This is a genomic window from Blautia sp. An81 (assembly GCF_002161285.1).
GTDB classification, from domain to species: Bacteria; Bacillota; Clostridia; order Lachnospirales; family Lachnospiraceae; genus Blautia; species Blautia ornithocaccae.
In genome coordinates this window covers 74,259-100,017 of record NZ_NFHH01000010.1, presented here as the reverse complement: position 1 = coordinate 100,017, position 25,759 = coordinate 74,259, and the positions used below count along the sequence as shown (strand labels likewise).

Genomic DNA, 25,759 nt, shown 5'->3' with positions numbered 1-25,759 from the left:
GGAGGTAAGGTATGAAATATATAGAATTTGACCAGTCCAGGCCTATGGATCTGGTACTTCTGGGACGAGTGGCCATTGACTTCAACCCTGCGTACAATGACCAGGTAAAAGAAGAGTTTAAGCCTTTGAAAAAGGTACATATGTTTGAAAAATTTGTAGGAGGCTCCCCTGCAAACATTGCGGTGGGAGTCACCCGCCACGGACTGAAGGCAGGATTTATCGGAAAAGTTTCCGACGACCAGTTTGGAGATTTTGTTACCGAGTATTTCCAGGAACAGGGAATTGATACTTCTCATATTACAAGATGTAAAAATGGAGAAAAACTGGGCCTGACTTTTACGGAAATGCTGTCTCCAAAAGAGAGCAGCATCCTGATGTATCGGAACTGTATCGCAGATCTTCAACTCCATGTAGATGATATTGATGAAGATTATATCCGTCAGACCAAGGCCCTTTTGATTTCAGGAACCTCTCTGGCAGAAAGCCCTTCCAGAGAAGCGGCTATTAAGGCTGTTATGCTGGCAAAGAAGAACCAGACCAAGGTAATCTTTGACATTGACTACCGGGCATACAACTGGAAAAACAGCGACGAGATCTCTATTTACTATTCTATAGTGGCGAAAGAAGCAGATATTATCATGGGCTCCAGAGAAGAATTTGACCTGACAGAAAAACTGATAAGACCTGGAATGACCGATGAAGAAAGTGCTGCTTACTGGCAGAACTGTAATGCAAAGATCGTGGTGATCAAGCATGGTATGCAAGGCTCTACTGCCTATACCTGCGATGGAGAAAAGTTCAGCATTAAGCCATTCCCTGTAGAAGCCAGAAAAGGCTTCGGCGGAGGAGACGGATACGGCTCAGGATTTCTTTATGGCCTGTACCAGGGCTGGCCCATCATAGACTGTCTGGAGTTTGGCTCTGCAGAGGCTTCTATGATGGTGAGAAGCAATAACTGCTCAGATTCCCTTCCCGGCCCCCAGGAGGTCCATGATTTTATAAAAGAGGAAAAAGAAAAATTTGGCGAGATGATCGCAAGAGTATAGAGACCAGAAAAGGAGAGTAGAGGTCATGGGGAAAACAACCAGAATGACGACGGCCCAGGCCATCGTGAAATTTTTAGATAATCAGTATGTGTCCATGGACGGCGTGGAGACAAAGTTTGTAGAAGGCTTCTTTACAATTTTCGGTCATGGTATTGCAGTAGGTCTGGGAGAAGCTCTTGATACAAACCCTGGACAGCTCCGTGTCTTCCAGGGTAGAAATGAGCAGGGTATGTGCCATGTGGCAACAGCCTTTGCAAAACAGAGCAACCGGAAACGGATCATTCCCTGCGCTTCATCCATAGGCCCAGGTGCGGCAAATATGGTAACAGCCTGTGCTACTGCTACAGTAAACAATATCCCTCTGCTGGTATTTCCTGCGGACAGTTTTGCTTCCAGGCAGCCAGACCCAGTGCTTCAGCAGCTGGAGCAGAGCAGCAGTCTGGCAACAACTACCAATGATGCATTTAAGCCCGTATGTAAATACTGGGACAGAGTTACCAGGCCGGAAATGATCATGACAGCTCTGATAAATGCCATGCGTGTGCTGACAGATCCGGCGGAGACCGGTGCATGCTGCATCGCCCTGTGCCAGGATGTAGAGGGAGAATCCTTTGATTTTCCAGATTATTTCTTCAAAAAAAGAGTGCACAGGATTACCAGACCTGTGGCTGTAGAGGAAGAACTGGAGGACCTGGCTCAGGTTATTTCAGAGGCCAAAAAGCCTCTGGTCATTGTAGGTGGCGGCGTACGCTATTCAGAAGCTGGAGAGACCGTGGAGAACTTCTGTGAAGAATTCGGGATTCCTTTTGGCGAGACCCAGGGAGGAAAAAGTGCCTGCAGATCCAGCCATCCCTATTGTCTTGGCGGCATTGGAGTAACAGGAACTTATGCTTCTAATATTATTGCAAAGGACGCAGATGTAGTCATTGCTGTAGGCTCCAGACTGTCAGACTTCACTACCAGTTCCAAGCATTTGTTCCGGAACGAGAATGTGCAGTTCGTGACCATCAACAACAGCCGTTTCCATGCTTATAAGATGGATGCCGTTAAGGCAGTGGGAGATGCAAAGGTGACAGTTGAAGCCCTGGCCGGGAAACTGCGGGCCAAGGGTTATCATTCAGCCTATACAGATGAAATCAAAAAGGCAAAGGAAGCCTGGGATAAAGAAATGGAGCGTCTGGGAGCTATTGCCTATACAGGCGAGGATTTTGAACCTCTTATCAAAGCAAGAGATCCCAGAACTATACCGGAGTTTGTGAAGCTGACCAAAGGCGTGATCACACAGACTGCCGCCCTGGCTGCAATTAACAGGACGATTGATAAAGATGCCACAATTATTACAGCAGGAGGCTCTCTGCCAAGCTGTATGCAGAGAATGTGGAGAACAGATAAACGGGGCGGCTATCATGCAGAATATGGTTATTCCTGTATGGGATATGAAGTGGCTGCTACTCTGGGTGTAAAATTCGCAGAACCGGAAAATGAGGTCTACTGTGTAGTAGGAGATTCCAGTTTCCAGATGCTTCACAGCGAGATTATGACTATTATGCAGGAGAGACAGAAAGTCAATATTTTGATCTTCGATAACTGTGGCTTTGGATGTATCAACAATCTGGAGATGAATCACGGAATCGGCAGTCTTGCCACAGAGTTCCGCTATACAGACGGCAAGAAGCCTACAGGAGATCTGATCCCGGTAGACTACGCTAAAATCGGAGAGGGATACGGACTGAAGACCTATACCTGCCATACTATAGAAGAGCTGGTAAATGCCCTGGAAGACGCAAAGAAACAGGATAAGGCCTGCCTTTTTGACCTGAAGGTGCTTCCAAAGACCATGACTGACGGTTATGAGTCCTGGTGGGATGTGGGAATTGCCACTATCTCAGCAAAAGAAAGCGTGCGGAAAGCCTGTGAAGGCGTTCTGAAAGGAAGAGAAGAGGCCAGAGTATATTAAGGAGAGAAGCAAAATGGGAAAAGTATTTGGTTACCCGGAATTCGATGAAAAGGGAGAAAAAATCCTGACTACCTATGATAATGACTACAAAGATATGATGATGGACATCCGTGTTTATCGTATGAAAGCAGGTGAGACCAGGACATTTGGTTTTGAAGGAGAAGAGACAGCAGTGCTGCTTCTGGAAGGAAAAATAACCTTTTCCTGGGATGACCAGAAGGCCCAGGTGAGCCGGGAAAGTGTATTTACAGAAGGACCCTGGTGCGTTCATGTGTGTACCGGAGCAAAAGTTTCTGTTGCCGCAGATACAGAGGCAGAGATTCTGGTGCAGAGGACAAAAAATGAGAAAGAATTTCCAGGAAAACTCTATAAGCCGGAGGATGCTCCCTGGGGTTATTCCTGTGTGGGCAAATTTGGGAATGTAGCAAAGAGAAGAGTTAATACCATCTTTGATCACGACATTGCTCCCTGGTCTAATATGGTCCTGGGAGAGGTGCTCAATGACAGAGGAAATTGGTCAGGATATCTGCCTCACAGACATCCCCAGCCAGAGACTTATTATTTTAAGTTTGACCGTCCGGAAGGCTTTGGCGCCAGCTTTGTAGGAGATCAGGTGTTTAAGAGTGTGGAAGGAAGTTTCTCTGCCATTCCGGGAGGAGAGCTTCATCCACAGGCAGTGGCTCCGGGATTCCAGATGTATACCTGCTGGATGATCCGCCACATTGACGGAAATCCCTGGCTGCAGACAGACCGCTGCGAAGACGAAAAATATACATGGCTCCATGAGGCGGAGTTTTAGACAGAGGGAGAGAAAAAAATGGCCAGAGAGTTTATTATGCCGGGACATATTATTTCAGGACCGGGAGCATTGGAACAGGCAGGAACATGGTTTGCCTCTTTTTGGAAAAAAGCATTTATCGTTACAGATCAGATGATGATCCAGCTGGGAAACTGTCAAAAACTGGAAGAAGTGTTAAAAGCTCATGGGGTAGATTACTACATCTTCAGTGAGATAACAGGAGAGCCTACAGACCTTATGGTAAAAAAAGGGCTGGCTGCATACAAGGAACAGAGCTGTGATTTCCTCATCGCTCTGGGTGGAGGAAGCGCTATTGATGCTATGAAAGCAGTGGCCTCCCTGGCAGAGTCTGGAGGAGAGATTTCTGACTACATGGGAAAAGAGATTCAGGTAAAAACTCCTCCTATGGCTGCCATTCCTACAACTGCAGGAACCGGGTCAGAGGCTACCCAGTTTACGATTATCACAGATACAGAGAAGGACATTAAAATGCTCCTGAAAGGGCGGGTGCTTATGCCGGATATGGCAGTGATCGATGCCAGATTTACCATGACTGCGCCGCCTAAAATTACGGCGGCCACAGGTCTGGATGCACTTTGCCATGGAATAGAAGCATATACTTCCAGAAAGGCCCAGCCTATGTCCGATACCTTTGCCCTTTCGGCAGTAAAACGTATTTTCAGATATCTGCCAAAGGCTTACAGAGACGGAAAGGACCAGGAGGCAAGAGAGCAAATGGCTCTGGCAGCCCTGGAAGCAGGGATTGCTTTTAATAATTCCTCTGTGACGGTTATCCACGGTATGAGCCGTCCTATCGGAGCCCTGTTCCATGTAGCTCATGGACTGTCTAATGCCATGCTCATGAAAGAATGTCTTACTTTTGCTCTTTCTGGGGCAAAGGAAAGATTCGGGGACCTTGGAAGAGCTGTGGGAGTCGCATCTGAAAATGATACAGATGCAGAGGCTGGCAGAAAATTTCTGGCCGGAGTAGAAGCCCTTGTAAAAGAACTGGATATCCCTGATCTGGAGGGCGCAGGGATCCAGCGGGAGAAATTTTTTGAATTGATCGACAAAATGGCTCATGACGCCATGGAAAGCGGAAGCCCTCAGAATACTATGAGAGATATAACCGAAGAAGAAGTAAAAGAAATTTATAAAAAACTTTGGTAAAAGGAGAAGGAAGAATGGTTAAGGTAGGTATTATCGGAGCAGGAAGAATTGGGAGAGTACATATTACCAGTATCACAACAAGAGTCCCTAACGCAAAGATCAAGACAGTGGCAGATCCTTTTCTGTCAGAAGAGACAGCAGACTGGGCAAAAAGCATGGGAGTAGAAAAAACTACAAAAGATTATAAGGAAATCATTGAGGACCCAGAGATTGACGCAGTGCTGATCTGCTCTTCCACAGATACGCATTCACCTATTTCTGTAGAAGCGATTAAGGCAGGAAAACATGTATTCTGTGAGAAGCCTATTGATCATGATGTAGAAAAGATCATGGAAGTAATTAAGGCCCTGGAGGGAACAAACCTGAAATATCAGGTAGGATTTAACCGGCGTTTTGACCATAATTTCCAGTCTCTTCAGGAAGCAGTAGCTCAGGGAAAAGTGGGAACTCCTCAGATTATTAAGATTACTTCCAGAGACCCTGAACCGCCCAGCATCGATTACGTAAAAGTATCCGGAGGCATGTTCCTGGATATGACAATCCATGATTTTGACATGGTTCGTTTCCTGGCAGGCTGTGATGCAGAAGAAGTTTATGTTCAGAGCGCAAATCTGGTAGATCCTGCTATTGGAGAGGCTGGAGATGTGGATACAGCAGTGATCACTCTGAAAATGGAAAATGGAGCCATTGCGGTGATCGACAACTGCAGAAAGGCTGTTTATGGTTATGACCAGAGAGCAGAAGTCTTCGGTTCCGAAGGAATGGCTGCAATTTCCAATGACAGCCAGTCTAACATGGTAGTCAGCAATGCTCAGGGAGTTACAGGAGAGAAACCAATGTTCTTCTTCCTGGAGAGATATATGGACGCCTATGGCAAAGAAATCGCTGCCTTTATTGATGCTATTGAAAACGATAAAGAGACGCCCCTTAATGTATATGACGGCTTAAAGCCTGTGCTTATGGGACTTGCAGCTAAGAAATCCAGCCAGGAACACCGTCCTGTTAAAATTTCTGAGGTTATGGGAGAATAGGAGGAAGGATCAATGCTGGATAAAAATAAAGTAAAATTGGGAATCGCTCCTATTGCATGGACCAATGACGACCTTCCGGATCTGGGAGGAGAAAATACTTTTGAACAGTGTGTCAGTGAGATGGCTCTGGCAGGATTTACTGGTTCAGAGGTGGGAAATAAATACCCCAAAGATACAGAAGTGCTGAAAAAAGCTTTGGAACTTCGGAACCTGGAAATCTGTAACCAGTGGTTTTCCAGCTTTCTCCTTACAAAACCCTTTGAAGAAGTAGAGAAAGAATTTCGTGCACAGCTGGAATTTCTGAGAACTATGGGCGCCAAGATTATCGGTGCCTCTGAGCAGAGCTACAGCGTCCAGGGCCAGGAGGACACGCCGGTTTTCGGAAAGAAATATGTTATGAATGATCAGGAGTGGGAAACCCTCTGTGACGGTCTGAACAGACTGGGAAAAATCGCTAAAGAAGAATATGGCATCTCCCTTACTTTCCATCATCATATGGGCACAGTTGTCCAGGATCCAGATGAGGTAGAAAGGCTTATGAAAGGCACAGATCCGGAGTATGTAAGCCTTCTCTATGATACCGGCCACTTTGCGTACTGCGGTGCAGACCCTCTGGAAATGGTGAAAAAGTATGCAGACAGGATCAAACATGTGCATCTGAAAGATATCCGTCCGGAAGTGGTTCAGAGAGTAAAAGAAGAAGGACTCAGTTTCCTGGATGGGGTGCGGGCAGGAGCCTTTACTGTTCCAGGAGACGGCTCTATTGAATTTGTCCCTATCTTCAAAGTGCTGGAAGAGATTGGGTATGAAGGATACTTGCTGGTAGAGGCGGAGCAGGACCCTGCCAAAGCAAATCCTCTGGAATACGCCATCAAGGCCAGAAAATATATTGCTGAAAATACAGGACTGTAAAACTTTATAGCTGCCTTATGAAACAAAATTCTAGAATATTTATCGATAAATATTCCTGGTATATGTTTCATAGGGCAGCTTTTTGGTTCTATAGGAAAGTCCTACAGACTGCCCTATTCAAGTGCTTTTTCCTTTCTGTATTGGGTAGGTGTCCTGCCTTTCTTTTGCCGGAACAGCCTGGAAAAATACAAGGCATCGTCATATCCTACGGATCTGGAAATATCGCTTACGGGCAGTTCAGTTTCCTTCAGCAGACTGCAGGCCCTGCGTATACGGAAATCTTGCTGATCCTGATCGACAGTTCTATTGTAGAAATTTTTGTAAACCAGGGAGAAATAGTGTTTACCACCAGGATTTATCTGGAAAAAAATGAAAGAGAAATCTCCTTTCAGCAGTGGGAAAATATTTCACTGGAAACAGTAAAAGAATAAAGAAGAATTAAAATTACCCCCAGGATACAGAGGACGCTGGTACTGTTGTATCCTGGGGGTTTTTGCTGCATTGACAGGCAGCAGGTTAGGCTAGATCTGTATGCTCATAGAAATAGACAGATAAGCAGGCGGATACTATAAGCATCAGGAAGCTGACAGATAAGAGCATGCCGTAAAAAAGGGACGGGGGCAAAGGCTGGATAAGTCTTTTGAACATATCAGCTTTGCTCAGAACAAAAGGAGCCAGAAAGGGACAGGCCATGATGAGGATCATAGTAATAAACTTCGTCTTTTCAAATCCCAGGCGGTATTGGAGGGGAAGGTAAATGCCGTAGAAAACCGTGATAATAGAAAAGACCAGAACAGCCATTCCCCCATGAAATCTTCCCAGTCCGGGCAGGAGCAGAGATTCCAGCAGGTAGAGCAAAGTGCAGACAGTATAGATTACCAGGCAGAAGGCATACTTTCCAAGTACCATCAGCCGCCGTGGATAAGGCGATGAACAGAGGAGAAGGGATGCTTTGGGAGACTGATATTCTTTCAGAAAAACATACTGTAGAAGCAGAAATATGGAGTAGACTACAGAGATAAAATAAGTCAGAGGTCCTGCAAATTCCGGCAGCCGGGAGAGCAGAAAAAGAGGCAATAGTAAACAGAGTGCAGCCATAAAAAGCACGTATTTTTTTACCAGAATAAAATCTTTTCTAATTAAATTCAGCAGCATTTTCTTTTCCCCCTTCTATATAACTCAGCATGATATCCTCCACTGTAGGGCGTTCTAAAAGGATATTAGGAAGGAGCTCCTGTATTTGGGAAACATGGCTGGTCATGCCGGTGAAACCGAAATCCGTTTCATGAATACTAAGAAACAGACTACGGATATTTTCATTTAAATCCCCTTTACTGCCTTTAATAATACGATATCTGTCCATAAGCTGGTCTTTTTCTTCTTGGAATACAATACGCCCTTCATTTATCATAATCAGCATATCTGCGATTTTGTCTAAATCCGAGGTGATATGAGTAGAAAACAATACGCCTTTTCCGCCCTGTTCCATATAATCTCTCAAAACATTCAGAAGCTGGATGCGGGATAAAGGGTCCAGACCGCTGGTAGGTTCATCCATGATCAGCAGCTCTGCCTTATGAGAGAGTGCCAGAGCCAGGGCATACTTCACCTTCATTCCCCTGGAGAGATTTTTGATCTTTTCCTTTGGATTCAAGGAAAATCTTTCCAGATAAGACCGGTAATCCTGCTCACACCAGGAGGAATAAGCCGGTGCAAGGATTTTCTTCATCTCATCCAGGGACAGGTCTTCATAGAAACCGCCGCTGTCCAGGACTACACCGATGCGGTCTTTGATCTGCCTTTCATTTTCTCTTATATCCGTACCAAAAAAACGGACATTTCCAGTACCCCCGCTGGCCAGGCCAAGAATGGACCGAAGAGTGGTGGTCTTTCCGGCGCCGTTTATCCCGATAAATCCGGTAATGCAGCCCACAGGCAGGGAAAAGCTCACATCTTTCAGAGAAAAACTGTCATAAGATTTATTCAACCCAGTCACCTCTAAAACCATATCCATTTCTTCACTCCTCCTCGTATAGAATTTCCATCATGGCATTTAATTCTTCTCTAGTGATGCCCAGAGACCGGGCAGTATCGATCATATCCTGCATTTTTTCCTCCACAAGCCGACGTCTGGAGTCCCGGAGAAGTTCTGCGTTGCCGGCAGATACAAAGGTTCCAATTCCCACCTGACTTGTGACAAAGCCTTCTTTCTCCAACTCCTCATAAACCCTCCGTATAGTCAGCACACTGACCTTCAGATCATTTGCAAAAGAGCGGATAGAAGGAAGGGGATCTCCTTCCTTCAGTTCCTCCCGTAAAATGGAATCCTTGATCTGTTCTTTAATCTGCTGATAGAGGGGACTGTCGGAAGTGTTTGATATAAGTATGTTCAAAGAGAGCTGTACCTCCAGTCTGTAGTGTGATGTTTATATATACACACTATATACTATGAGCACATAAGTGTCAATAGATGTTAGGAAAAGAAAAATTGAAATTTTTTGAAAATCAGGTAAACTAAGAGATAGAATAAATAGCCAATGGGGTGTATGGAAATGACAGAAAAGCTGAGTATCCTCTGTGTTTTAAATCAGAGGGGAAAGTACCGGATCATAAAAGAAGCCGTGAAAGAAGGAGAAAGTCCGGAGGAATGTCTGCTAAGAACGGATAAAATACGAGAAAACAATCCAGCTCTATCCTGGAAGGCCAGAGGAATCCTTACTTTGGTCAGAGAGGGAAAATTCACGGAATACGTGTTTTTATTCAGCGCTCACGGCTCTGATTCCATGGAAAAAGAAAAATCCGCGAATATTGTTTCCTGGGAAAACGCAGGCGAAGTCTTGAATAAGGTTGCAGGAGAGGAGGAAAAGATCTGTTTTCGGCTTCTGATGGATGACGGTCCTTTCTTTTCTTTGAAAGTGATCCTGGACAGGAGAAATATCCTTCAACTGGCCTCTTTGAACGGAAAATCTCTGGAGCTTTTCGATATTCTCAGGGAAGACGGAAGTGTATCGGGCATCGTCCGGGAACGTGGCGTGGCTCATCTGGATGGCAGCCTTCATCCCACTTCTCATATCTGGATCGTCCGAAGAAATCAGAAAAGCGGCTGGGACCTTCTGCTCCAGAAGAGAAGTCTGATGAAAGATTCTAATCCCGGGTGCTATGATATTTCTTCTGCAGGCCATGTAGCCGCAGGAGACGCCTATCTTCCTGCCGCCTTGAGAGAGCTTGAGGAAGAGCTGGGAATCCGGGCAGAGGAGAAAGACCTTCATTTGGCAGGCATGCGTAAAGCATACTTTGAAGATGTATTTTATGGAAAGCCTTTCCAGGATTATGAGATAAGTGCAGTCTATATATATGCCAGACCGGTAGATGAGGAAAAACTGATTCTTCAGGAATCTGAAGTAGAGGCGGTAAAGTGGATGGATTTTAAAGAGTGCTGCCGGGAAGTAAAGGAAGGCAGTATGAAGAACTGCATTTATATGGACGAGTTGGAGATTGTTGGAAAATATTTAGATATATGGAATACAGAGGAAGATGAAGGATATGATCCAAAAAGAGGGAATGGAGGAAAAATATGCCGGTAACTTTAGAAGAAATAGCCAAAGCAGCAGGGGTCTCCAGAGGTACTGTAGACAGAGCTCTTCATGACAGAGGCAGGATTCGCCCGGAAGTTGCGGCTGAAATTAAAAAGCTTGCCCTGGAAATGGGGTATCAGCCCAGTAGAGCAGGTAAGGCTCTTGCTATGTCCGGAAAAAAGATAAAGATTGGTGTGATTCTTCAATATATGGAAACTCCCTTCATGATGCAGACTCTAAAAGGAGTCCAGGAGGGAAAACAAGAAGTGGAGAGTCTGGGCGGCATTGTACAAATATGCGAAATCGAAAAAGTAAGACCTGACAAGGTTATAAAACTTATGGAGGATATGCGCCGGCAGCGATTTCAGGGAATTGCCCTTACGCCATCAGAGAATCCTGAATTGAAAAAGGTAATCAGTAAATACTGCAAAGAGTATGGGATTCCTATAGTCATGATGAATGCAGATTTAGAAGACACGGGGAGACTATGCTTTGTAGGGCAGGATAATTATCAGAGTGGCCGGACTGCTGCAGGACTTATGAGAGAAATTACAGGAGGAAAAGGGCAGGTGGGAGTGATTACCGGAGAAGTTTCCAACCCTGGACTAAAGGCCAGGCGGAACGGCTTTACAGAGGAGCTTCAGAAATGCTATCCTCATATACAGGTGGCAGCTGTCTGTTATTCTCATGATGAGGAAGAAGAAGCTGCCAGAGCAACAGAACAGCTTCTGGTCCAGTATCCGCAACTGACAGGAATCTATGTAACGGGTCATGGGGTCAGCGGCGTATGCAGAGTTTTAAAGAAAGCAGGAAAAGATGGAAAGATACGTATGATTGCCAATGATTTTCTGGAAGAGAATAAGAAATGGCTGAAAGAGGGAACCATAAATTTCCTTATAGGACAGGATGCCAGGACTCAGGGATATGAACCGGTAATGATTTTGTTCCGGCTGCTTTTTGATCAGATCAAACCGGAAAAGGAGCTTCTGCATACAGAGATCGCTATAAAGACAAGGTATAATATATAATAAAGCAGACGAGAGTTCTGTACGGATCAGGTTTGTAAAAATCAATAAACAGAGAGAATTAAATTTGGTAAAAAGCACAGATTGCGTTCACGTGCACACAATGATATTATATACGATATATAAAGGAAATATGAATGACCGGGAGGAAATGCATATGAAGATTGGGTTTAATGAAGCCACTGCCTTGGAATGTAAGGGACAATCACTGATGGCAGACTTGGAAATGTGCGAAAAGTATGGATTTGATTATATTGAAATCCGCTTTGACTGCCTGAAAGAATATTTAAAGGAGCATACACTGGAAGAGTTAGCAGAATGGTTTGGCAGCCACCGATTAAAGCCCTGGGCTTACAATACCCTTTTGTATTTTAATCAAAGGGATGAGGCAGGAAAACAGGAAGTAGATGAAGAAGTAGAGTTCATTCTGAAGGTTTCTAAGGCCATTGGACTGAAAATGCTGATTACAGTGCCGACTTGCGGGGTAAAGGATAAAACAGTATCTGAGATTCGTGAAGAAGCAGTAGAACGTCTTCGGTATCTTTCCCATAAGGTGGGAAAAGATATGAGGATTTCGCTGGAATTCTGTGGCGCTCCGGATTGCTCTATTAATCAGTTTGGCACAGCCTATGACATTGTGAAAGAAGTGGACAGAGATAATGTAGGGATTACTTTGGACACCTTCCATTTTCATGAGATGTGCTCTAGGCTGGAAGATCTGAAGGCCGCCGACGGAAAGAAAATCTTTGCCTATCATTTAAATGACTGTGAAGACCTGCCTCTGGGGGCCTGTGGAGACGATAAGAGACTGTGGCCGGGAGAAGGCGTAGTAGATCACGAGGGCATTGCTGAGGCATTAAAAGAAATCGGATTTGACGGCGTATGTACCATTGAAGAATTTCGCCCGGAGTATTATGCCATGTCCCATGAAGAGAATATAAAAAAAGCCGCCCAGGTGACAAAAGATTTTGTGAACCACTATTTCGGATAGAATCACTGCCTGTAAATTTCCAGCAGCTGCCGGATCTGAAGATTCAGACTTTCCGGCAGCTGTTTTTCTGCTTTTCCGGAAAACCTCAGCCACAAATGAAGGCGCTGATATCTGGAAGTTTTCCTCTTCCCTGATGTGACAGGTTTTTGAACTGCCTTTATTTTTACAAGAACTTTTCGCTGTTCAAAAAGAGGAATGACAATGTAATAGAACCGGTCATCAGGAAAAGACAGATATCCCAGTTCCTGTCCGGCACAGTTTTTCAGATACAGTCTGTGGCCTTTCAGTCTGGAGGGGAAAAGAGATTCTCCATTCTTAAGATTTGCAAAACTCCGGGTGATTTCCAGCATTGCAGGCAGGTAGTAGACTCCACCCTCTTCTTTTTTATGGGAGACTTTCTTTGACAGTTCTTTAAGGAGAGCAGTTCCATCCATAAACTGTTGAGCCAGAAGATAGGTAAGCTGGGGCTGGATTCTTTGGCGGAGAGAAGGAGGTTCCTCCCTTTGAAGGGATGCGTCGATTTCGTCCAGCACTTCCTGACTGCAGCGGTAAAGACTCAGGAGGAATAAAGAAAAATCTTCTTCTGCTGTCCACAGATATTTTCCCCGGGCAATGGTAAAATTCCCCAGAATATTTCCTTCACAATCCTCTGCATAGTGGAGGATATCCCGCTCTTTCCATGCATGGGAATTCGTGGGGGCGTTCCAGTGAAGAAGATTGTCCTGAAAACTCATTTCTTTTTCTGAAAAAGAAATGCTTTCCAATTCTGCGAACCCTTTTTTTAAAACAGCATAGGCCAGGTTGATCTCCTGGACACTGTATTCATAGCCGACTTCAGAAGAGCCGGAAACATCCGGGTGAAACTGGAGCATAAGCTTTCGATATTGCTTTTTAATCTGTTCCATATCTGCTTTTGGAGAAATATCCAGGATTCTGCAGGCTTCTGCCAGTGTCATGGTCTGTGGCCCTCCTTTCTCGGATTTCCTGTTTTTATGCTTGTTTTATGATAACACAGATAGAAAATGAACTCAAATTGTTTGAAAAAGTGAAAAAGAACACTTGTTCGATTTTGGCTTTTGTGTTATGATTATTAAAAGAACAGCGAAAGCTGAAAAGAAGAACATAGGAGGCCCTGATATGACTGAGAAAACCTATATTGCTATTGATCTGAAATCTTTCTATGCCTCTGTGGAATGTATAGAGCGGGAACTGGACCCCATGACGACCAATCTGGTAGTGGCGGACAGAACCAGGACAGAGAAAACCATCTGCCTTGCAGTGTCTCCTTCTCTTAAAGCCTATGGGATTCCGGGCAGAGCAAGACTTTTTGAAGTGATTCAGAAAGTCAGAGAGATCAATGGGATACGAAGGCAGTCAGCACCTGGGCAAAAATTCATCGGATCTTCCTGTCAAGAGCCAGAACTTCGAGAGAACCCGGCTCTTGAGACAGATTATATAACAGCCCCGCCTCAGATGGCTAAATACATGGAGATCAGCAGCAGGATTTATCAGATCTATCTGAAGTATATAGCGCCGGAAGACATTCATGTTTATTCCATTGATGAAGTTTTTATTGATGCTACATCCTACCTGAAGACCTATGGAATAACTGCCCGGGAACTGGCTATGAAGATGATCCTGGATGTGCTTGAGAATATCGGTATTACGGCAGCAGCAGGAATCGGCACCAACCTGTATCTTGCCAAAGCAGCTATGGATATTGTGGCAAAACACATTCCGGCAGATGAAAATGGTGTGCGTATTGCACAGTTAGATGAAATGTCCTACCGCAGACAGCTGTGGTCTCACAGGCCTCTTACGGATTTCTGGCGGGTGGGGAGAGGCTATGCCAGAAAGCTGGAAGCCCATGGGCTGTACACCATGGGAGACATTGCCCGCTGTTCTCTGGGAAAACCTGGGGACTATTATCAGGAGGAGCTTCTATATGAGCTTTTTGGCGTTAATGCAGAGCTGCTCATCGACCATGCCTGGGGCTGGGAACCCTGCACCATGGCAGATATCAAAGCCTATAGACCACAGAACAGCAGTGTGGGGTCCGGACAGGTGCTGCAGTGTCCCTATCCTTTTGACAAGGCAAGGCTGGTAGTCCGGGAAATGGCGGATATGCTGGCTCTGGACCTGGTAGATAAGGGGCTTGTTACCGACCAGCTTGTCCTGACAGTGGGGTATGATATCGACAATTTGAAAGACTCTGATCTGCGAAAGCAATATAAGGGAGAGGTTACTACAGATATGTATGGAAGACAAATTCCCAAGCACGCCCATGGTACCATAAATTTAAATGGGCATACCTCTTCTTCCCGGCAGATTCTCCAGGGAGTTACAGAGCTTTTTGACAAGATTGTGGACCAAAAGTTACTGGTACGCCGCATCAATATGGCAGCGGAGCATGTAATACAGGAATGCCAGGCAGAGAATAAAACACAGTTTCAGCAGATGGACCTTTTTACCGACTATGAGGCCCTTAGCAGAAAGCAGGAGAAAGAGGATGCGGAAAGAGAACGGGAACAGAAAATGCAGAAGGCTGTACTGGAGATCAAGAAAAAATTCGGAAAGAATGCTGTTTTAAGAGGTATGAGTCTGGAAAAAGGAGCAACAGCCAGAGACAGGAACTGTCAGATAGGAGGACACAGGGCGTGAGCAGAGAGAGCCAGGAGAAAAATTATGAGGATATTATAAATCTTCCTCATCATATATCCAGGGCGCATCCGCCTATGCCGCTCTCCGGGAGAGCGGCTCAGTTTGCACCCTTTGCCGCATTGACCGGTTATGGGGAAGTAATAAAAGAGACAGCCCGACAGACGGAAAGAAAGCCAGAGCTGTCTGAAGATGAAAAACAGGCACTGAATTATAAGCTTCAGAGGGCAGTAAATGCTCCTGGGGAAAAGCCCATAGTTACCGTTATCTATTTTCTGCCGGATCAGAAGAAAACAGGAGGAGCATATTTCGAAGCTTTTGGAAGAATCAGAAAAGCAGACGGGGACAGTGGGATGCTTATTATGGAGGAGGGAAGAAAGATAGAACTGGACCAGATAGTGGACATTATTATCCACAGCATATAACAAAGGAAAAGGCGTTGTCAGACAGCCAAAAAAGCTGTCAGGCAGCGCTTTTTTTCTTTGCCCTGACAAGAGAAGTTTATAAAATTTTCATAAAAGAAACACAAAAGCTCCAATGAAAGAACACAGAGAAGGGCTAACATGGATACAGTACAAATTGCGCAGAAAGGAAAGAAACAGATGATCGAAGTAAAAAATCTGACCAAGTATTACGGAAATCATAAGGCTGTAGACCATATTTCTTTTTCTATCAAAGAAGGCACAGTCTGCGGTTTCCTGGGGCCCAATGGGGCGGGTAAATCCACTACCATGAATATTATGACGGGCTGTCTGTCTGCCACTTCCGGCAATGTTTCCATAGGGGAATATGACATTTTTGAACAACCTATAGAGGCCAAAAAGATGATCGGATATCTTCCGGAGCAGCCGCCTCTGTATCTGGAAGAGACTCCCAGAGAATATCTGAGATTTGTGGCTCAGGCGAAAAAAATCCCACGGGAATCTATAAGAGAAGAGATTGAAAATGTTATGAAGGAGACTCAGATTATACGAGGAGTAGTTATGGAGATACTTTCTATTATGAACGGAGCCGCAGATCTTGAAATACAGGAGATGATCAAGAAGTTTGCCCTGCTGAAAGGTTTTCTTACCTGGACCCCTGAAAGTGGACCAGGTAAGAAAGGAATTTCCCACCGGACCGTTCTGGCTGTAACAGATCAAAAAGGTGTTGAACTCTACGGAGGGATACTGCAAAGCCTTTGCAGAGAAAACTGCCCTGTAATTTTGCTTTTGTCCAGAGAAAAGGAAATCCGCCAGCTGGATAAAAATTCAGAATATACTTCTGTTTTTATTTCCAGGGCCTTTTCATTCCAGGAATTCCAGAGAATCCTTCACAGATATGTCTAGGAAGATGCAATGAAGGACAGGAGACGCTGCTTTGGAAAAATGCAGATGGAAGAAAAACAGCATCTGTTAATTCGAAAAGGAAGAGAGGTTCGGATAGGGCCTTATGAGTTTGAGGTTCTCTTCTATATGCTGGAGCATATAGGGGCAGTAGTGAGCAGAGAAGAAATCAATGAGGCTCTTCCTTCAAGAAAAAGAGACGGTGGCAGAAATGTAGACTCACACATAAAAAATCTGCGGAGGAGACTGGACATGCATGATGTGATCTTAAGTGTCCGATCTGTGGGATACCGGATTGATGAGGAAAAGTTCTACAGGAAAGTGACAGGAAAGGATTTCTAAAATAAATGTATCAATCCTGGCATAGTTGTAAATAAGCAAAGACCAATGGGAATTTCCCGGAAATATTGCTATAATAAGAACATAAAAAATTGGAGGATAAACAGGTGGCAGTAGTTTTGGGAATCGATGTAGGAACTTCCAGTATCAAGGCAATGCTTCTGGATACGGAAAAAGGTGTCAGGGGAATCTGCTCAAAGACCTATGAGGTAGATATTCCCCGCCAGGGATACGCGGAGCAGGATCCCCGGATGTGGTGGACTTCCCTTCTGGAAGTCCTGGGACAGCTCAGAGAAAACTTCAGGGAAGATTATAAAAGAATCGCTGCAGTGGGATATTCCGGGCAGATGCATGGTGTGGTTCTTATAGAAGAAAGCGGAGAGCCTTTAAGACCTGGGATAATTTGGCTGGACCAGAGAGCCGAGAAGCAGTTGGATGAGATCTATAGTGCATATACAAAGGAAGAAATGGGGAGATTGTTGTGCAACCGTGTCAGCAGCGGCTTTGCCTTCCCCTCTCTTCTATGGGTAAAGGAAGAGGAACCAGAGATATTTTCCAGAGTGAGAAAGATCCTCTCTCCAAAGGATTACCTGCGGTTTAAGATGACAGGAAATATAGGAGCAGAGGTCAGTGATGCTTCTGCCACAGGAATGTTTTCTACGGCTAGTAGAGACTGGGCCTGGGAGCTTTTAGACAGGTTCGGACTGCCAAAGGAGATTTTCCCTTCTGTGGCTGAATCCTGTGCCATTGCAGGGACAGTCAGCCGCCGCTGTGCCGAAGAGACAGGCCTTTCTCAGGGAATTCCGGTGATCTATGGTGCCGGAGATCAGCAGGCGCAAAGTGTGGGAAACGGAATGATTCGTTCGGGAAGGGTAATCTCCAATATCGGTACAGGAGGGCAGGTTTCCGCCTTCCTCCCGGAACCTGTCTATGACAAAAAGCTGCGGACAAATACCTTCTGTCATGCTATAGAAGGCGCATATACCATATTTGGGGCTACTCTGTGCAGCGGAATGTCTATGAGCTGGATAAAAAACAAGATCCTGAACATTGATGACTACTATAAAGTCAATGAACTGGCTGCTCTGGCCGGACCAGGAGCAGAAGGACTTCTTTATCTTCCTTATCTTTCTGGTGAAAGGACTCCTCATATGGATCCAAAAGCCAGAGGAGTATTTTTCGGTATGACACTGGGACATGGACCAGGACATTTTCTCCGGGCAGTCATGGAAGGAGTTACCTATAGTCTGAAAGAGTGTATGGAGATTCTGGAAGGATTAGGTGTAGAGGCTTCCGCTGTGATTGCCTCAGGAGGAGGCGCTGCCTCCCGGCAATGGCTTCAGATCCAGGCGGACATCTTTGAAAAGCCAGTTTATGTAAGCAAAGTAAAAGAGCAGGCCTGTCTGGGTGCCTGTATACTGGCAGCGGCGGGGACATCTATTCTTCCTTCTGTGGAGGAGGGATGTAAGAAATTTTCTCTTTTAGAGAAGGAAATATTTCTTCCTCAAAAAGAAAATCAGGAGATATATCGGAGGGGATTAAAAAAATACCAAGAGTTATATAAAAGAGTGAAAGACCTGATGTAGATGGAAATGCAAAGGAAGGGTCTGCCCTGGCGACGGGGCAGACCCTTCCTTTAGGTATAGCGTCCAGCATTACAAAATGAAAATATCTGATAAAAAGTTTTTTTTATTTAAAAAATTTCCCCGCTTATTTTAGATTTACTGCTTACTCTATATTCAAGAATTAAATCTCCGGAAATTATAATGACAGAGGAGCAGGGCAAGGATATGGAAAACCGACTTAAGAAGCTGACAAAAAATCAGCAAATGCAAAAATACATTCTGGCAGCTGCCTTAAACAAACAGATGAAGCAATACAGACAGAAAAAAGTGAAAAGGGAATTCGGATGAAATAAATTAAAAACGAAGGTGTGGAAATGTCAATACGAAAAAAGATTATTATTTCTAATTTGCTGGTGCTTTTTGTACCCCTTGTCCTGCTGCTTTCTATGGGATTTCTGTGGCTGCAGACAGCAGGACAGAAATACTGGCAGCCTATAGAAGAAATGTATGAGGATAAAAATGGGGTAATCTCGGCCCAGAATCTGATCTATGCCTATCAGGAGGAACTCTGGAATACAAATTGGAGGGAATTAGAAAATATAGACGAAGAAGTCATGAGCGGGGGAGAACTCAGACAATCTCCTGAGATGATAAGACTTCGTAAAGAATTGACGGATCTGGGATACCATTTTATGATCACCCTGAATGATGAAACCTTGTATGCAAATGTTTCAGAAGCAGAGTGGAGCCAGGTAGAAAAGCTGATCGGCCCCATTCCAGAACAGGCGAATTCAGTTACCGTGGGAAATGAAGAGGTTTCTGTGATCAGATGCAGTTTTTATGAGGATAATGAAGAGTGCTCGATTATTGCGATCAGCAACGGAGAGGGAAATGTTCTGGGAAGTAAAAGTTATCTCCAGAAATATGTGATTCCGTATATCTGGATTTTCGGTATCTGTACAATACTGATCAGTGTTCTTGTCAACGCATGCTGTTCCCGATGGATCAGTTCCCTGATCATTCCTCCTATGAAAGAAATCAGGCGGGGAATGCAGAAAGTGAAAAGCGGAGTGCTGGACAACGAAATCCCTGTGCTGCGCCAGGATGAATTAGGGGAAGTATGCGAAGAATTCAACGAGATGCAGAGACAGCTTAAACGTTCTAAGGAAGAACAGACGAAATATGAAACATACAGGAAAGAACTGATTTCTGGAATTTCTCACGATTTGCGCACACCGTTGACAACTATCAAAGGTTATGTGGGAGGAATTTTGGATGGAATTGCCGATACGGAGGAAAAACAGAAGAAATATTTGCTGGCTGTACAGACGCGAACCGGGGATCTGGAAAATCTGGTGAATCAGCTCTCTTCCTATAACAAAATGGAAAACCACATGTTTCGATATGAGATGGAACAGACAGATTTAAAAGAGTTTGTCAGGGAATATCTGGAGGAAAATGAGGAGTTTATCAGAGAAAACAAGCTGGACTTCCTGCTGTCTGCAGAAGAGGGAGTAAAACTTGCAATAGACAGAAGTGCTTTTAAAAGGATCCTGGATAATCTGCTGACAAACAGTGTCCGTTATCGGGAAAAAGATAGGAGCCATATTGAGATTACTATACAGAAGAGGACTGACCGGATTTTCTGGAGTGTAGCAGATGATGGGCCTGGAGTAGCAGAAAACTGTCTGGAAAAAATTTTTGAGAGCTTTTGCAGGCTGGATGAAGCAAGAACACATTGCAGTGAGGGCAGCGGCCTGGGACTTGCCATTGTAAAGCGGATTGTGGCAGATCATGGGGGAACCATCTATGCCAGGGACAGAATGGGCCTGGAAATCTGCATGGAATTTCCAGGTAATAAAGAAAATCAGGATTAATATTTCGGAAACAAAACAGAAACGCTTTCCCAATATTCGAGAGCTATTCTTATATCGTCAAAGGCAGACAAATCAAAGGAGGAAACAATTATGGCAAAGTCAAAACTTGTAAAAGCAAATGAGAAAATTGCTGAAAAAGTAGTCAACGGATACAAGAAAATCGAGGAGACTGTGGTCGGCGGCTACAAAAAAAATCGAAGAAGGCGCAGTAAACGGCTTTACCAAAATATCAGATTCTTTTGTAGATGAATTCCTGACAAAAGAAGGGGAAACTGTTGAAGAAGCCAAGGCAAGACTGGCAGCAGAGCAGCGGGAAAGAGAGGCGGGACGATGAAAACAATTTTGAAGGCAGCGGCAGGCATATCTGCCCTGGGAATGACAGTCCTGGGAATTAAGGCACTGTGGAACAAGCGCCGGAGAAGGAATATCAGAATTTAGAGGGAAAATGCAGCAAAATTTGATTGTACAGGAAGGGAAAATCGTCTATACTTTCATTAAGTATAGGCGATTTTTGCAGAAAGCGGGGATTATAAGATGAGATACAGAGAACTGGGAAAAACAGGATTAAAGGTAAGCGAAATCGGACTTGGAGCCGAATGGCTGGAACGTCACAATACAGAAGAGGTTAAAGAGGTCATTGCCTGCTGTGAAAGCTACGGGATCAATATTCTGGACTGCTGGATGTCTGAGCCAAATGTCCGCTCTAATATTGGCAAAGCTTTGGAAGGAAAACGAGAGAAATGGATCATCCAGGGCCATTTCGGCTCTACCTGGCAGAATGGACAGTATGTTCGTACCAGAGAGATGGACAAGGTAAAGGAGGCATTTGAAGACCTGCTTGTGCGCCTGCAGACAGATTATATAGACCTTGGCATGATTCACTTTGTAGATGAAGAAGCAGAATTTGATCGCATCATGAATGGAGAGTTCTTGACTTATGTGAAGGAGCAGAAGGAGAAAGGAGTCATCCGCCATATTGGCATGAGCACCCATAATCCCAGGGTTGCAAAGCTGGCAGCTTTAAGCGGTGAGATTGAAATGATATTGTTCAGCATCAATCCGGCTTTTGATCTTCTTCCGGCCAGTGAGGATCTGAATACTTATTTTGCGGAAACTTATGAGGAGAGCCTGGGAGGTATTGACCCAGAGCGGGCAGAGCTTTACCGGATCTGTGAACAGCAGGGAGTGGGAATTACGGTTATGAAAGGATATGCCGGAGGAAGGCTGTTTTCACCTCAGACTTCTCCCTTTGGGGTAGCACTGACCCCGGTCCAGTGCATTCATTATGCACTGACGAGACCAGCCGTAGCCAGCATACTGACTGGCTGTGATACTCCGGAGCATGTAAAAGAGGCTGCTGCATATGAGACAGCCAAAGAGGAGGAGAAGGACTATGCCAGCGTATTGGCAAAAGCCCCTCATCACGCCTATTCCGGCCAGTGTACTTATTGTGGGCACTGTGCTCCATGTCCAGTCCAGATCGATATTGCCATGGTGAATAAACTCTATGACCTGGCTGTTATGCAGGAGGAAATCCCGGACAGCCTTCGGGCTCATTATGAGGAGCTGTCCGCTAATGCAGAGGACTGTATTGGCTGCGGCGGCTGTGAAGAGAGATGCCCCTTTGGGGTTCCTGTAATGGAAAGAATGGAGAAGGCGAGAGAATTGTTCCTCCGAAAAAACTAAAAGCAAGCAGAGCAGAATAGATAAAGCACTTGGGTTATTAAAGAAATTGGCTATACCCGATACAGAACAGCTTAATAGTTGTTAAAGGAAAAGTGAACGATGAAGACAATACTGATCGTAGAAGATGAAAAAGATATTGCAGAGATGCTGTCGGTGTTTCTGGAAAATGAAGGGTATCGGACAGTGTCGGCCTATGATGGTCTGGAAGGACTGCGTCTCTTCGGAAAGGAAAGAACAGATTTGGTAATTTTGGACATTCTGCTGCCTAAGCTGGACGGTTTTTCTTTGTGCAAAGAGATCCGGAAAAAATCCGATGTGCCGGTGATCATGCTGACGGCACTGTCTGACGAGGACAGCCAGATAAGGGGCTATGATTTGATGATCGACGAGTATGTGACGAAGCCATTTTCTATAGGGGTTTTTCTGAAAAAAGTAGCGGCTGTGCTGCGCAGAAGAGAGAATCCCAGAACAGAGCTTTTATCCTGGGGAGATATCTTTATGGACAGAGAAAGCCATACGGTAAAAGTAAAGGAGCAGGAGGTTTATCTCACAGGAAGGGAATTTGAACTCCTGGCTCTTTTTCTGGCAGATCCCCACCGTATCATGACAAAAGATTACATCATGGAAAAGCTGTGGAAATATGAATATGGCTGTGAAGACGGGATTATCTACACCCATATTAAAAATCTCCGGAAAAAAATAGGAGAAGATGTGATCAAAACCATACGAGGGGTGGGATATAAACTTGATTAAGCGGATACAGGAAAGTTTTTCCCTGAAAATATTTTTTATCACTGCAGCTCTCCTGGTCTTTTCCAACCTTCTGGTGCTGATGGGCCTGTATGCTTTCATGCCCCAGATCTATACCTTAAGCTATAATGACCATGTAAATACCTGTGTAGAAGAACTGGAAGAAACTCTTCCCAAAATACGCCGGGAGGAATCCGGGAAGTTTTTCAATGACCTGTGTGAAAAATATCAGATGAGGATGGATATCTCTGCCCCATATACCAAGGAGAAAGTGGAGATCCCCGGGCTTCAAAGTCAGTATCTCTGTCAGGATCAGCAGAAATACAGCCTTCAGGCAACAGGGGCAGTGGCAGATGGAAGGACTTCTGTCCGCCAGTATAGCTATAGCATAGAGAATAACCGCTCTATAGGCATGGAAGGAGAAAAAATAGAATCCTGTATGGTTACCCTTTCTTTCTCAGATCAGGGACCATATGAATTTACTTTGATTCCGACGGAAGCGAATCGGGTAAATATTTTTCTTTCTGATCTGGAAAGGATTTTGCCTTATCTTCTGTCCATTATTTTTCTGCTGGCTTTTGGAGCGTCGGCAGTCTATACCCGGTACATTACCGGACCTGTTCTGGGAATCAGCCGGGCGGCCAAAGCCATGTCACGCATGGACTGGACAAATTCCCGGCTGTTTTTCAAAAGAAAGGATGAAATCGGTTCTCTGGCCCGGAGTATTGACAGCACTTCCAAAGCCTTGGAACAGGCTCTCTCTGAGAGAGATGATGCCAATAAAAAACTGCAGGCAGAGCTGGAAAAACAGAAGAAACTGGATCAGGAGCAGCAGGAATTTTTTGCTGCAGCCTCCCATGAACTGAAGACTCCGGTAACAGTGCTGAAAGGTCAGCTTACAGGAATGCTTTATCAGGTAGGCGCCTATCAGGACCGGGAACTCTATCTGAAAAAATCGCTGAGGACTGTAGAGGAAATGGAACACCGGATCCTGAAGATCCTGGAGGTGTCCCGTATGGAAAGGCCGGATATGAAAGCAGAGATCCGGGAAATAGATCTCACCAGGATCATCAGGGAAAGCTGCACTCCTTATGAGGATCTGATAGAGGATAAAGGAATGACGCTGCGGGTGTCGCTGCCGGAATCCTTTAAGATCCTGGGGGATCCAAAGTTACTGAAAAGCGCTTTGGAAAATCTCCTGGAAAATGCTGTGAAATATTCTCCCCCGGGAGAAGAAATCCGGATTTCTGCACAGAAGGAATCAGAGGAGTCAAAACTCTGCAGGCTGGCAGTGGAAAATACCGGGGTATGGATCCCGGAAGAAAAGATTCCCCGGCTGTTTCAGGCTTTTTACCGGGTAGATGGATCCAGGAATAAAGAAACAGGAGGCTCGGGTCTGGGACTGTATCTTGTTAAAAAGGCTCTGGAGCTTCAGGAAATTCCTTATAAAGCAGAAAATACAGAAGGCGGATTCTGTATCTGTCTGCGTTTGAAAAGAGATTCTTCAGAAACAGGAGGGATATCAGAATGTACCAATGGATCATATTGATTGTTTTTGCTTTTTGCCTGTGGAAAATACCGGAAATGGTAAAGAACTGGCGAAAAACAGGAAAAACAGCGGATCTGCTGCAAACGCTCGTCGTCATCTGCCTGGGGATCGCAGCCATCTGGGCGCTGTCATACTTCAGATAAACTTCAGACAAAACACAGATAGATTCCAGATAAAAATGCTATTCTTTTCTATAGGAAAGCTATAGAAAAGAATAGCATTTTTACGTTAAGAAATCGGATAAAAAGGAATTTTCATATTTTCAGAGTAACACAGGAGGTAAAAGAAATGTTTTTAGTCAGAGAAATTTTCCGCAGCATCTGCCGCAGGAAAGGATTCAGCCTGCTGACTGCAATGACGGGAGTTTTCCTTTTTCTTTCCTTAGGAATCTATATAGGAAATTTGAATAATATCCGGAATGCCCTGGAGACTCTGGGAGAAAAGCTGCCGGTAACAGTGCAGATCACCAATGCCAATGGCAGCCAGGATATCGGTCTGGAAATCCGGGCGGCACAGTTTGATGCTTTTGCAGGAAGCGGGGTCCGGGATCCGGTATATACAGCTCAGGCTGGAGGAAACAGGGAGGAAAAGGGAGAGAATGGACCTGTACCGGAATGTGACACTTCCATAAAAGCCGCCAATTCTCTGGATGCTTTTGCAAATCTGAAGGAAGAGGACTTTTCTTTTGCCAAAGGTTATGATATCTCCTATCTTAGCAGCCGGGAGCCCTGGTGTACTATTTGTGAACAGTACGGAAGTCTTTACGGGATAGAAACGGGAGACAGCCTGGAGCTTTCTGTTTATCAGATAAAATATAAGGGGGATGATGGCTCCTTTCAGTTCCTGCCTCTGGGAAGGGCCAGCCTGAAAGTGATCGGCGTTTACAGAACTTCCAGTGAACTTTCAGAGGTTTTGCTCTCCGCAGACTGGCTGCGGCAGTATACCGAAGAACAAGGGACAGAATTTTACTATGATTCGGCAAGAGGGGTTCTGGAAGACAGCGGAAATCTTAATAGATTCAAAAAGGAAATGGAAAACAGCGCATTTGGAGAAGTAAATCCGGATGGTCCCGGAGGAAAAAGGGGCTTCTGTCTGACAGTCCAGGATCAGGTGTTTATTGAGACAGCCGGAAGACTTCAGGACAATCTCCGGATTTATGAGAATTTTCAGGTACCTTTTTTCTTCCTGATTTACGGAATCAGTGTTCTTCTTCCTTTCCTCCTTCTCCGCTGCCGGAGAAAAGAAGCGGCAGTTGCTCTGTCTCTGGGACGGCCCCGGAGGCTGACAGGACTGGCCCTGTTTGGAGAAAATCTGTTTCTGGAGCTGGCCGGCTGCGTTGCGATCCTGCCGTTTCTGCTGGCCTGGACAGGGATTTCTCCAAAGGAGACGGCCCGGCTCCTGGGAATTTATATGATCTGTCTCTGCCTGGGAACAGTTACAGCTCTGGCCGGCCTTCTGAAGTTTGATGTAATGAGACTTTTGGCAAAGATTGACTGAGAGTAGA

The 25,759-nt window shown here is 45.0% G+C and carries 27 protein-coding genes; 22 read left to right on the top strand and 5 right to left on the bottom strand.

The features are described 5' to 3' along the window. Window positions 1-11: 11 nt before the first annotated feature. Genes iolC through iolE form a run of 6 tightly spaced genes read left to right on the top strand, consistent with a single transcriptional unit; the run spans window position 12 to window position 6,915 of the window. Entirely contained in the window at window positions 12-1,046 is a 1,035-nt protein-coding gene (gene iolC / locus B5G33_RS10570; RefSeq protein ID WP_087268332.1) for a 5-dehydro-2-deoxygluconokinase, read from the top strand. A 25-nt stretch (window positions 1,047-1,071) separates the two neighbouring features. Next, the gene (gene iolD / locus B5G33_RS10565; RefSeq protein WP_087417630.1) at window positions 1,072-3,003 is read left to right on the top strand and encodes a 3D-(3,5/4)-trihydroxycyclohexane-1,2-dione acylhydrolase (decyclizing); all 1,932 of its coding nucleotides are present in this window, start codon (window positions 1,072-1,074) and stop codon (window positions 3,001-3,003) included. Between the two features lie 13 nt (window positions 3,004-3,016). Next, complete coding sequence (locus B5G33_RS10560) at window positions 3,017-3,802, top strand: 5-deoxy-glucuronate isomerase (protein ID WP_087417629.1); 786 nt, start codon at window positions 3,017-3,019, stop codon at window positions 3,800-3,802. Window positions 3,803-3,820: 18 nt separating this feature from the next. Continuing rightward, window positions 3,821-4,972: an iron-containing alcohol dehydrogenase gene (locus B5G33_RS10555; RefSeq protein ID WP_087417628.1), complete on the top strand. Its 1,152-nt coding sequence runs from the start codon at window positions 3,821-3,823 to the stop codon at window positions 4,970-4,972. Window positions 4,973-4,986: 14 nt separating this feature from the next. After that, window positions 4,987-6,003 (top strand): inositol 2-dehydrogenase, encoded by a 1,017-nt coding sequence (iolG, locus tag B5G33_RS10550; RefSeq protein WP_087417627.1) that lies wholly within the window; start codon window positions 4,987-4,989, stop codon window positions 6,001-6,003. A 12-nt stretch (window positions 6,004-6,015) separates the two neighbouring features. After that, window positions 6,016-6,915, top strand: coding sequence for a myo-inosose-2 dehydratase (gene iolE, locus B5G33_RS10545; RefSeq protein WP_087417626.1), 900 nt, complete (start codon window positions 6,016-6,018; stop codon window positions 6,913-6,915). A gap of 113 nt (window positions 6,916-7,028) precedes the next feature. Here the strand turns inward: iolE and B5G33_RS22605 are convergent, their stop codons facing one another. Next, window positions 7,029-7,244, bottom strand: coding sequence for a helix-turn-helix domain-containing protein (locus B5G33_RS22605; RefSeq protein WP_242974666.1), 216 nt, complete (start codon window positions 7,242-7,244; stop codon window positions 7,029-7,031). Between B5G33_RS22605 and B5G33_RS22600 the strand changes: the two genes are divergently transcribed. Next, window positions 7,197-7,346, top strand: a complete 150-nt coding sequence (locus B5G33_RS22600; RefSeq protein WP_242974664.1) for a GH32 C-terminal domain-containing protein — start codon at window positions 7,197-7,199, stop codon at window positions 7,344-7,346. The genes B5G33_RS22605 and B5G33_RS22600 overlap by 48 nt on opposite strands. An 85-nt stretch (window positions 7,347-7,431) precedes the next feature. Here the strand turns inward: B5G33_RS22600 and B5G33_RS10535 are convergent, their stop codons facing one another. Genes B5G33_RS10535 through B5G33_RS10525 form a run of 3 tightly spaced genes read right to left on the bottom strand, consistent with a single transcriptional unit; the run spans window position 7,432 to window position 9,308 of the window. Then, a complete protein-coding gene (locus tag B5G33_RS10535) occupies window positions 7,432-8,070 on the bottom strand; it encodes an ABC-2 transporter permease (RefSeq protein ID WP_087417625.1) in 639 nt (212 codons plus the stop codon). Beyond that, window positions 8,051-8,929 carry an ABC transporter ATP-binding protein gene (locus B5G33_RS10530; protein WP_087417624.1) on the bottom strand — a complete coding sequence of 293 codons (879 nt, stop codon included), beginning with the start codon at window positions 8,927-8,929 and terminating at the stop codon, window positions 8,051-8,053. The genes B5G33_RS10535 and B5G33_RS10530 overlap by 20 nt, the downstream gene beginning before the upstream one ends. 4 nt (window positions 8,930-8,933) lie before the next feature. Then, on the bottom strand, window positions 8,934-9,308 hold the full coding sequence (locus B5G33_RS10525; RefSeq protein WP_087417623.1) for a GntR family transcriptional regulator: 375 nt from the start codon (window positions 9,306-9,308) through the stop codon (window positions 8,934-8,936). A gap of 153 nt (window positions 9,309-9,461) precedes the next feature. On the opposite strand from B5G33_RS10525, the gene B5G33_RS10520 reads away from it, so the two are divergent. The 3 genes from B5G33_RS10520 to B5G33_RS10510 all read left to right on the top strand — a co-directional run bounded on the left by B5G33_RS10520 (window position 9,462) and on the right by B5G33_RS10510 (window position 12,506). Continuing rightward, on the top strand, window positions 9,462-10,499 hold the full coding sequence (locus B5G33_RS10520; RefSeq protein ID WP_242974648.1) for an NUDIX domain-containing protein: 1,038 nt from the start codon (window positions 9,462-9,464) through the stop codon (window positions 10,497-10,499). Continuing rightward, entirely contained in the window at window positions 10,490-11,518 is a 1,029-nt protein-coding gene (locus tag B5G33_RS10515) for a LacI family DNA-binding transcriptional regulator (protein WP_087417622.1), read from the top strand. Before B5G33_RS10520 ends, B5G33_RS10515 begins: the two co-directional genes overlap by 10 nt. Before the next feature lie 154 nt (window positions 11,519-11,672). Beyond that, a complete protein-coding gene (locus tag B5G33_RS10510) occupies window positions 11,673-12,506 on the top strand; it encodes a sugar phosphate isomerase/epimerase family protein (protein ID WP_087417621.1) in 834 nt (277 codons plus the stop codon). Between the two features lie 2 nt (window positions 12,507-12,508). Here B5G33_RS10510 and B5G33_RS10505 read toward each other — a convergent pair whose 3' ends face one another. Then, window positions 12,509-13,462 carry a J domain-containing protein gene (locus B5G33_RS10505; RefSeq protein ID WP_087417620.1) on the bottom strand — a complete coding sequence of 318 codons (954 nt, stop codon included), beginning with the start codon at window positions 13,460-13,462 and terminating at the stop codon, window positions 12,509-12,511. Window positions 13,463-13,643: 181 nt separating this feature from the next. Here B5G33_RS10505 and B5G33_RS10500 point away from each other — a divergent pair, with 181 nt between their 5' ends. The 12 genes from B5G33_RS10500 (at window position 13,644) to B5G33_RS10445 (ending at window position 25,752) form a co-directional block, all read left to right on the top strand. Then, a complete protein-coding gene (locus B5G33_RS10500) occupies window positions 13,644-15,167 on the top strand; it encodes a Y-family DNA polymerase (protein WP_087417619.1) in 1,524 nt (507 codons plus the stop codon). After that, window positions 15,164-15,589, top strand: a complete 426-nt coding sequence (locus B5G33_RS10495) for a hypothetical protein (RefSeq protein WP_087417618.1) — start codon at window positions 15,164-15,166, stop codon at window positions 15,587-15,589. Before B5G33_RS10500 ends, B5G33_RS10495 begins: the two co-directional genes overlap by 4 nt. Window positions 15,590-15,727: 138 nt before the next feature. Beyond that, window positions 15,728-16,492 (top strand): ATP-binding cassette domain-containing protein, encoded by a 765-nt coding sequence (locus B5G33_RS22355; RefSeq protein WP_330396679.1) that lies wholly within the window; start codon window positions 15,728-15,730, stop codon window positions 16,490-16,492. A gap of 9 nt (window positions 16,493-16,501) precedes the next feature. Then, entirely contained in the window at window positions 16,502-16,831 is a 330-nt protein-coding gene (locus B5G33_RS10485) for a winged helix-turn-helix domain-containing protein (protein ID WP_087417617.1), read from the top strand. A 104-nt stretch (window positions 16,832-16,935) separates the two neighbouring features. Beyond that, window positions 16,936-18,414, top strand: a complete 1,479-nt coding sequence (gene xylB / locus B5G33_RS10480; protein ID WP_087417616.1) for a xylulokinase — start codon at window positions 16,936-16,938, stop codon at window positions 18,412-18,414. A gap of 353 nt (window positions 18,415-18,767) precedes the next feature. Beyond that, window positions 18,768-20,270: a HAMP domain-containing sensor histidine kinase gene (locus tag B5G33_RS10475; RefSeq protein ID WP_087417615.1), complete on the top strand. Its 1,503-nt coding sequence runs from the start codon at window positions 18,768-18,770 to the stop codon at window positions 20,268-20,270. Window positions 20,271-20,360: 90 nt separating this feature from the next. Next, a complete protein-coding gene (locus B5G33_RS10470; RefSeq protein ID WP_330396678.1) occupies window positions 20,361-20,519 on the top strand; it encodes a hypothetical protein in 159 nt (52 codons plus the stop codon). Between the two features lie 285 nt (window positions 20,520-20,804). Beyond that, the gene (locus B5G33_RS10465) at window positions 20,805-21,956 is read left to right on the top strand and encodes an aldo/keto reductase (protein WP_087417614.1); all 1,152 of its coding nucleotides are present in this window, start codon (window positions 20,805-20,807) and stop codon (window positions 21,954-21,956) included. A gap of 99 nt (window positions 21,957-22,055) precedes the next feature. Beyond that, window positions 22,056-22,709 carry a response regulator transcription factor gene (locus B5G33_RS10460; RefSeq protein ID WP_087417613.1) on the top strand — a complete coding sequence of 218 codons (654 nt, stop codon included), beginning with the start codon at window positions 22,056-22,058 and terminating at the stop codon, window positions 22,707-22,709. Beyond that, a complete protein-coding gene (locus B5G33_RS10455; RefSeq protein WP_087417612.1) occupies window positions 22,702-24,255 on the top strand; it encodes a sensor histidine kinase in 1,554 nt (517 codons plus the stop codon). The genes B5G33_RS10460 and B5G33_RS10455 overlap by 8 nt, the downstream gene beginning before the upstream one ends. Beyond that, on the top strand, window positions 24,234-24,398 hold the full coding sequence (locus B5G33_RS21350; RefSeq protein ID WP_158229601.1) for a hypothetical protein: 165 nt from the start codon (window positions 24,234-24,236) through the stop codon (window positions 24,396-24,398). The genes B5G33_RS10455 and B5G33_RS21350 overlap by 22 nt, the downstream gene beginning before the upstream one ends. A 145-nt stretch (window positions 24,399-24,543) precedes the next feature. Then, window positions 24,544-25,752 carry a hypothetical protein gene (locus B5G33_RS10445; protein WP_087417610.1) on the top strand — a complete coding sequence of 403 codons (1,209 nt, stop codon included), beginning with the start codon at window positions 24,544-24,546 and terminating at the stop codon, window positions 25,750-25,752. Window positions 25,753-25,759: the final 7 nt, after the last annotated feature.